The organism is Piscirickettsia salmonis LF-89 = ATCC VR-1361 (genome assembly GCF_000297215.2).
Classification (GTDB): Bacteria; Pseudomonadota; Gammaproteobacteria; order Piscirickettsiales; family Piscirickettsiaceae; genus Piscirickettsia; species Piscirickettsia salmonis.
Map to the genome: position 1 here is coordinate 1 of NZ_AMFF02000134.1, position 1262 is coordinate 1262.

Below are 1262 nucleotides of genomic sequence, written 5' to 3' on the forward strand. Positions count from 1 at the left end.
TCCATGGCTCGCAGCGAAAGATGGATCTTTAGAAAAGGTGAAAATCTTAGCAAACTAGACTTTAGTAATGCAGATTTTGATAGTGCAGATGTCAGTGGCGCAGATTTTACTAAGTCAACTTTTCAAGATACGCACTTTCAAGGCACAAACTGCACTGGAGCAAAATTTTTAGATACCGATCTAACCGACACGAATTTTTCAGGGGCAAGATGTCAGGAGGCAACATTTACCCGCACTAAATTCACTCGAGTCAACGCTCACCATGCAATTTTTACAGGTTCAACATTTAAATACGTAATATTTGACGACAGTCTAATCTGTCATGCCGATTTTGTTGGCACAAAAATTACTGGTGTAACTTTCAAACAATCTAATTTAGACCACGCCTCTTTTTCTAAGGCTCAATGCACGAATATAACATTTACTGGCACAAGCCTTTCACACTCAGATTTTGAATATGCTAATTGTACCAAGATAACTTTTAAAGCTTGTAGAGAGGAGGATCCAATAACTCCAACAGTGCTCAATCACACAAACTTCGATGCTGCTGCTTTTTTCCAGGTAAACTTTACAGACTGCGATGAGCAAGAATTAATGACTACCTCTATGCTTAATATAAAAATATTCGATCCACCAACATTTCTACGATTACCTGATACTAAACAAAAAGAAATCTTAGAGAGCGCGGGTATCGATATAGCAGCACTCCGTGCTGAGCCTCAAGGTGCACACTTATTTCTCCCAATAACATTACAAGATGAGGAAGAGGAAAAAGAGCCGCCAACTCTGAGTCTCGGATAAGCTAGAGAGTCAGGTGGGATTCGTCAAGTGATCTGGCAACCTTTTTCTAGACAAATTTTAACTGATTTTTGATGATTCTATCGCACTATGATTAACCGCTTGTTTTATAGTGAGCTGAGATCCCCTTGAGTTATTGCCATTCCCTCAAACATCCCTTGCAAACCAACCGTGCCTGAGAGCAATCTTACTCTGCTCACAAAGAAAACATTTCAAATCATGTGATCGATACCGTCATCAACATGCCGGTTACGATCAATACACCTGCTCTAATCCCAGCTGCCTACACAAAGGTAATTGCCTCCACCTGCAAGCCATGCCAGTGTAACCCATTTAATTGACTGCATAAATTTCCAGCCCCATTAATATAGCTCTTATTTTTAGTAATAAGTATCAATGCTAAAATATATATATAATTTAAATTAAATATTTTATTAATTAAAATGACGTAAGCGTCGCTACCT

General features: G+C 38.7%; 2 protein-coding genes. One reads left to right on the forward strand and one right to left on the reverse strand.

Annotated features, from left to right (window positions below):
* Nucleotides 1–801, forward strand: an 801-nt coding sequence (locus C200_RS11985) for a pentapeptide repeat-containing protein (protein ID WP_033923785.1), incomplete at its 5' end; no start/stop codon positions are given.
* Nucleotides 802–1081: 280 nt separating this feature from the next.
* On the opposite strand, the gene C200_RS16215 is transcribed toward C200_RS11985, so the two are convergent.
* Nucleotides 1082–1262, reverse strand: a 181-nt coding sequence (locus C200_RS16215) for a hypothetical protein (protein WP_033923786.1), incomplete at its 5' end; no start/stop codon positions are given.